1 protein-coding gene is annotated in these 6936 nt (G+C 62.7%); it reads left to right on the forward strand.

Annotated features, from left to right (window positions below; genetic code table 11):
• The first annotated feature begins 344 nt into the window (after nt 1-344).
• Complete coding sequence (locus PDR5_RS11735; RefSeq protein ID WP_064595545.1) at nt 345-6755, forward strand: non-ribosomal peptide synthetase; 6411 nt, start codon at nt 345-347, stop codon at nt 6753-6755.
• Nucleotides 6756-6936 lie beyond the last annotated feature (181 nt).

The raw sequence follows: 6936 nt of genomic DNA on the forward strand, positions 1-6936 counted from the left end.
GACACAAAGTGCCACCATTTCCGAAAAAATGGCGTCACGTTTCTGTCAGATCAATGTGTAAGGACTCGTAGGCTTTGACTGTACGATCTAGTACGAACCCCGGATTCCGGGGTTCGGATCGCGGTGCCGCGCCATTGCGGGACACTAACGGGTAGTCGAGTGTGGCAATTGTCCTACAGGATTTTCAGTCATTTCTTTCCGAACTTTTAGGGGATTAGCTGACTTCTCAGGCCCTGTTGGTTCGCACAACTGTACAAAGAGGGGAGTGTTGTCCGGGTTTTACGTGTCACGCGGGTTTCGGGGCCGATGCTTGAATACGCGCCAAATCACGTGAGATGGATCTTATGAACCAATTTGCTGCCGACGCGGCGGACGGTCTGTCCGCGATTTCCGAGGCCTTTCCGCTGACTGCCGCCCAGCGCGACATCTGGCTCGATCAATTGCGTCAGGGAAATTCGCCGATGTACAACATCGGTGGCTATGTCGAACTGACCGGGCCGCTGGATCCGGCCCTGATGCAGGCGGCGCTTGAAGGTCTCGTGGCCCGGCATGACGCGATGCGCACCAGCCTGCTGTCGGGGGCCGGCGAGGATGGGCTGCCGTTGCAACGTTTTGCCCGGTCCATGCCGGTGCCGATGCCGGTGCACGATTTACGCAGCCAACCCGATCCATACGCCGCAGCGCGCCAACTGACGCAGGAAAACATCGAGCAACTGTTTACGCTGGATGGCGGGCCGTTGTTCCGGTTTCGTCTGCTCTGGCTCGATGACAACTGCCATTGGCTGTCACTCCAGGCCCACCACCTGATCGTCGATGGCTGGGGTTTCGGCGAGATGCTCAAATCCCTCGACGAGATCTACAACGCGCTGGCGCTCGGGCAATTGCCGCCCGATTCGGCGCCGTCCTATGTCGATTTCATCCGTGACGATGCGCGGTATTTTCAGTCCGACCGCTACGCCCGCGACCGGGCGTATTGGCTGGACAAATACCAACATCGGCCCGAACCGCTGTTGCTGCCGCGTTATCAGGAACGCTTTGCCGGCGCTGCGGCACCGACGCGGATTTTCTCGCAGGTGTTTCCGGCTCGCTTGCACGAACGCATGAAACAGGTGGCCCGGGAGTACGGCGCATCGGCGTTTCATGTGCTGCTGGCAGCGATCCATGTGTACTTCAGCCGCAGCGCCCAGCGTGACGAATGGGTGGTGGGCGTGCCGCTGCTCAACCGCTCCGGCGCCCGGTTCAAATCGACCCTGGGGCTGTTCACCCAGGTCAGCGCGGTGCGCATGGGTTTTGGCCGCGAGTTGTCATTCAAGACGCTGGTCAAGGCGATTCACGACGAGTTGAAAAAAGACTTTCGCCATCAACGTTTTCCCTTGAGCGAAATGAACCGTACCCTCGGCTTGCTGCGCGAGGATCGCTCGCAGTTGTTCGAAGTGACCGTGTCCTATGAGCGCGATGCGCATGAATACCGCTACGGCGAGGCGCAGGGGCGGGTGGTCAAAGTGTCGAACCACGAAGAGGGCACGCCGTTGTCGGTGCACCTGCTGAGCAGCCGTGGTGACTACGAGGACAGTTTGTACATGGTGTACAACGAGGCCTACTTTGACGCCGATGAAATCGCGGCGCTGAGCGGGCGCTTGCTGTGGGTGCTGGAGCAGGGGCTTGAAGACCCGGCGCTGATGGTGGGTGATTTCAGCCTGAGCCTGCCGGCCGAATCGGCGCTCTTGCAGCAGTGGAACGACACACGCGCGCAATACCCTCAAAACCTGACCATCCACCAGCGCATCGAAGCGCAAGTGGCGACACGCCCGGATGCGGTAGCGGTCGAACTCCAGGGACAGCGGCTGACCTATGCCGAGCTGAACCGACAGGCCAACGCCCTGGCCCATCATTTGATCGGGCTCGGCGTACGACCCGACGCCCGCGTGTCGCTGGTCGCGCGCCGAGGGCTGGACACGCTGGTCGCGCTGCTGGCGATTCTCAAGTCCGGCGCCGGTTATGTGCCGGTCGATCCGGCTCATCCTGCGGAACGGCTGAGCTATTTATTGCGCGACAGTGCTCCGGCCGTGGTCCTGACCCAGCACGATCTGCGCGAACGTTTGCCGGTGTTCGACGTGCCGGTGATTGAAATCGACACGCGCGGCTGGCCGATCAACGATCTCAACCCTGATGTTTCGGGTCTGACCACTGCACATCTGGCCTACGTGATCTACACCTCCGGTTCTACCGGCCAGCCCAAGGGCGTGATGGTCGAGCATCACACGCTATCGAATCTGGTCGACTGGCATTGCACGGCCTTCGACCTGAGCGCCGGTTGCCACACGTCAAGCCTCGCCGGCTTCGGCTTCGACGCCATGGCCTGGGAAGTCTGGCCGGCGCTGTGTGCCGGCGCGACCCTGCACCTGGCGCCGTCCCGTAATGGCGGCGAAGACATCGACGGGCTGCTCGACTGGTGGCGTGCGCAGCCGCTGGACGTGAGTTTCCTGCCGACCCCGATTGCCGAGTACGCCTTCAGCCGCCACCTCGAACACCCGACCCTGCGCACACTGCTGATCGGCGGCGATCGCCTGCGCCAGTTCAATCGCCAGCAGACGTTCGCGGTGATCAACAACTATGGCCCGACCGAAGCGACAGTGGTCGCGACCTCGGGGCGAATCGAACCGGGCCGGACGCTGCACATCGGCAAACCCGTGAGCAATGCCACGGCCTATCTGTTGGATGACCGACAACGCCCGGTGCCGATTGGCGTGGCTGGTGAACTGTACGTCGGAGGCACCGGGGTGGCGCGGGGTTACTTCAACCGGCCGGAGCTGACTGCCGAACGTTTCCTCGACGATCCTTTCAGCCGCCAGCCCAACGCGCGGATGTACCGCACCGGCGACCTCGCACGCTGGCGCCCGGACGGCACCCTCGAGTACCTGGGCCGCAACGACGATCAGGTGAAAATCCGTGGCGTGCGCATCGAACCCGGTGAAATCGAAGCCGCGTTGAGCAGCCATGAATCGGTGCGCGATGCGGTGGTGCAGGTGCGCGACGGGCAATTGCTGGCCTGGTTCACCGAACGCCAACCGCTGGACATCACGCAACTGCATGCTCACCTCAAGACCCGTCTGCCCAGCGCGATGCTGCCATCGGCCTATGTGCGTTTGACGGCGCTGCCGCTGACGGCTAACGGCAAACTGGATCGCCAGGCGTTGCCGGCGCCGGGGCCGGAGGCGTTGATCCGCCGCGAATATGAAGCCCCGCAAGGCGACGTCGAAATTCTCCTGGCGCAGATCTGGGCCGAGGTGCTGCAAGTCGAGCGGGTGGGGCGTCACGATCACTTCTTCGAGCTGGGCGGGCATTCGTTGCTGGCGGTCAACCTGATCGAGCGCATGCGCCAGCTCGGCATGAGCAGCGATGTGCGCGTGCTGTTCGGCCAGCCGACATTGGCGGCACTGGCCGCGTCGGTGGGCAGTGGCCGCGAGGTCGAAGTGCCGGCCAACCGTATTCCGCCAGGTTGCACGCAGATCACCCCGGATCTGTTGCCGTTGGTAGAACTGGATCAGGCCACCCTCGACCGGATCATCGCCACGGTGCCGGGCGGGGCGGCCAACGTGCAGGACATTTATCCGCTGGCGCCGTTGCAGGAAGGCATCCTTTATCACCACATCACCGCTGCCCAGGGTGATCCGTATCTGCTGCAGTCGCAGTTGGCGTTCGACAGCGTCGAGCGGGTCGAGGCCTATGCGGCGGCCTTGCGTCAGGTCATGGCGCGCCACGATATTCTGCGCACCGCGGTGGTCTGGGAAGGTTTGACCACTCCGGTGCAGGTGGTCGGGCGCGAAGCCGAGTTGCCGGTGCAGGAAATCAATCTTGATCCGGCCGAGGGCGATGTCCTCGCGCAACTGCATGAGCGCTTCGATGCCCGGCGTTATCGCATCGACGTCAGTCAGGCGCCGCTAATCCGGCTGATGTATGCGCGCGACCCGGCCCACAGGCGGATCGTGGCGATTCTGTTGTTCCATCACCTGGCGCTGGATCACATCGCGCTGGAAGTCCTGCGCCATGAAATGCGCGCCAACCTGTTGGGGCTGAGTGAGCCGCTGCCTCCAGCGGTGCCGTATCGCAATTACGTGGCCCAGACCCGATTCGGTGTCAGCGAGCAGGAACACGAAGCGTTCTTCCGCGAAATGCTCGCCGATATCGACGAGCCGACTTTGCCGTTCGGCTTGCAGGACGTGCAGGGCGACGGTCGCGGCATCGATGAAGCCGTACGCACGCTTGCGCCGGAACTGGATCGGCGCTTGCGTCTTCAGGCGCGGCAGGCCGGCGTCAGCGTGGCCAGCCTGATTCACCTGGCTTGGGCCCAGGTGCTGGCGGCGACCTCGGGGCAGGAACATGTGGTGTTCGGCAGCGTTTTTATGGGCCGGATGCAAGGCGGCGAGGGCGCGGACCGGGCGCTGGGGGTGTTCATCAACACCTTGCCATTGCGGGTAGATATGGATCGAGGTGCGCGCGATGCGGTGCTGCTCACCCACGCCCGACTGACCGACTTGCTCGGGCACGAACATGCGTCGCTGGCGCTGGCCCAGCGTTGCAGCGGCGTTGCGTCACCGGCGCCGCTGTTCAGTGCGTTGCTCAACTATCGGCACACCGAACTTGAGGCGCAGGAATCGGCGTCGGACCAAGCCTGGCAAGGCATCCAGACCCTGGAGAACAAAGAACGCACCAACTACCCGATGACCCTGAGCGTCGATGATTTGGGCAGCGCTTTGCAGATCACCACGCGGACCCTGATGAGCATCGGTGCTCAGCGTATCGGCGACTACGTGCAAAGCGCGTTGCAGGCACTGGTCGATGCCCTTGAGCAAACCCCGCAACAGCCGCTGAATCGCTTGTCGATCCTGCCGACGGCGGAACTTGAGCAATTGCTGGTCGAGTTCAATGCCAGCGAAGTCGATTGTCCGCTCGATCAGCCGCTTCAGGTGTTGTTCGAGCAACAAGTGCAACGCAAGCCGGACGCAATCGCCTTGCAGGCCGGGGATCAACAGCTGACCTATCGACAACTGAACGAACAGGCCAACCGTCTGGCGCATCATCTACGTGAGCACGGTGTACAGCCCGATTCGCGGGTGGCGATCTGTGTCGAACGCAGCCTGGATCTGGTGATCGGCTTGCTCGGCATTCTCAAAGCGGGCGGTGCGTATGTGCCACTGGACCCGGACTACCCGCTGGAACGCCTGCATTACATGCTGCAGGACAGCGCCCCGGTGGCGGTGCTGGTGCATGACGCCACCCGCAATCTGTTGGGCGATCCGGGTGTGCCGGTCATCAATTTCGACCGCTGCACCTGGCAGGACGCATCGACTGAAAACCTGCAAGTACCGGGTTTGAGCGCTTCAAACCTGGCCTACATGATCTACACCTCGGGCTCCACCGGCACGCCAAAGGGCGTGATGATCGAACATCGGGGGTTATGCAATCTGGTGCATTGGGGGTCGCAGATCAGTCCCCCGAGGACGCATGGTGCGTTGTTGCAGAAAGCACCGTTCAGTTTCGATGGCTCAGTGTGGGAGTTTTTCTGGCCGCTGACAGTCGGTATGCGACTGGTTCTGGCACGTCCCGGCGGCCATCGTGAACCGGCCTATCTGGCGCAAGCGATCGGCGAGCAGCAGATCAGCGTGGTCAAATTCGTCCCGGCGCTGTTACAACAGTTTCTTGAGTTGGACGATGTCAGTCAGTGCACCACTCTCACTGATGTGTTTTGTGGGGGTGGCGAACTCACCGCTGCACTGGCCCAAGCGGTGCGCAAAAAACTGCCATGGGTGCGCTTGCACAATGTCTATGGTCCAACCGAAGCCACGGTCGACAGCTCCGCATGGACGCTGGAACCGTACATGCCTGTACCCGACTCCGTGCTACCGATTGGCAGGGCCATTTGCAACACCCGGCTCTACGTGCTGGACGCCCACGATCAACCGGTGCCATTCGGTGTCAGCGGTCACCTGCACATCGGCGGGGTCGGGGTCGCGCGGGGGTATCTGGGCTTGCCGGAGATGCAGGCCGAACGCTTCATCGACAGCCCGTTCGTGGCCGGTGATCGCCTGTACCGCACCGGCGATCTGGTGCGCTACCGTGCGGACGGCAACCTCGAATTCCTCGGCCGCAACGACTTCCAGATCAAGCTGCGCGGCTTGCGTCTGGAACCGGGGGAAATCGAAGCACGGCTGATCGAGCATCCCGCCGTGCGTGAAGCGGTGGTGCTGGTGCGGGACGAGCGGCTGGTGGCGTATTTCACCGTGCGCGAAGGCTTCGACGCGCCCCCCATCGAAACCTTGCGCGCCCATGTGCTCGAGCGTTTGCCGGAGTACATGGCACCGGGTGCTTACGTAAAACTCGACGCATTGCCCCTGACCCCGAACGGCAAGGTTGACCGCAAAGCCTTGCCGGCACCTGGGGCTGAGGCGGTGCTCAGTCGCCGCTACGAGGCGCCCGAGGGCGAAGTCGAAATCCGGCTGGCGCAGATCTGGGCCGAGGTGCTGCAACTGGAGCAGGTCGGACGCAACGACCAGTTCTTCGAACTCGGCGGGCATTCGTTGCTGGCGGTCAGTCTGGTGGCACGCATGCGTCAGGCCGGGCTACACGTCGATGCGCGAACGCTGTTCAGCCAGCCGACTCTGGCCGCGCTGGCGGCGCAAACCTCGGCGCAGGCAAAACAGGTGGAAGTCCCGCAAACCACCATTCCGACGCTCAACCGCAAACGCCGGCTCTGAGCCGACACCGGCGTCGATTCGCGGTTCCCGCGGATCGACGCCATGACTGGTTGGTCACGGGTCTTGTCCCCGCTTCCCATGTCAGACACCCAGGCCCCGATGTTTTAGCTTTTCTAGGCTGCGCGCGGCCGCACGGAGTCGCCGCTGCGCGCTCCTTTTTCCCGAATTTACAGCAGGTTAC

Origin of the sequence: Pseudomonas sp. DR 5-09, from assembly GCF_001655595.1 — a bacterium.
GTDB lineage: Bacteria > Pseudomonadota > Gammaproteobacteria > Pseudomonadales > Pseudomonadaceae > Aquipseudomonas > Aquipseudomonas pharyngis.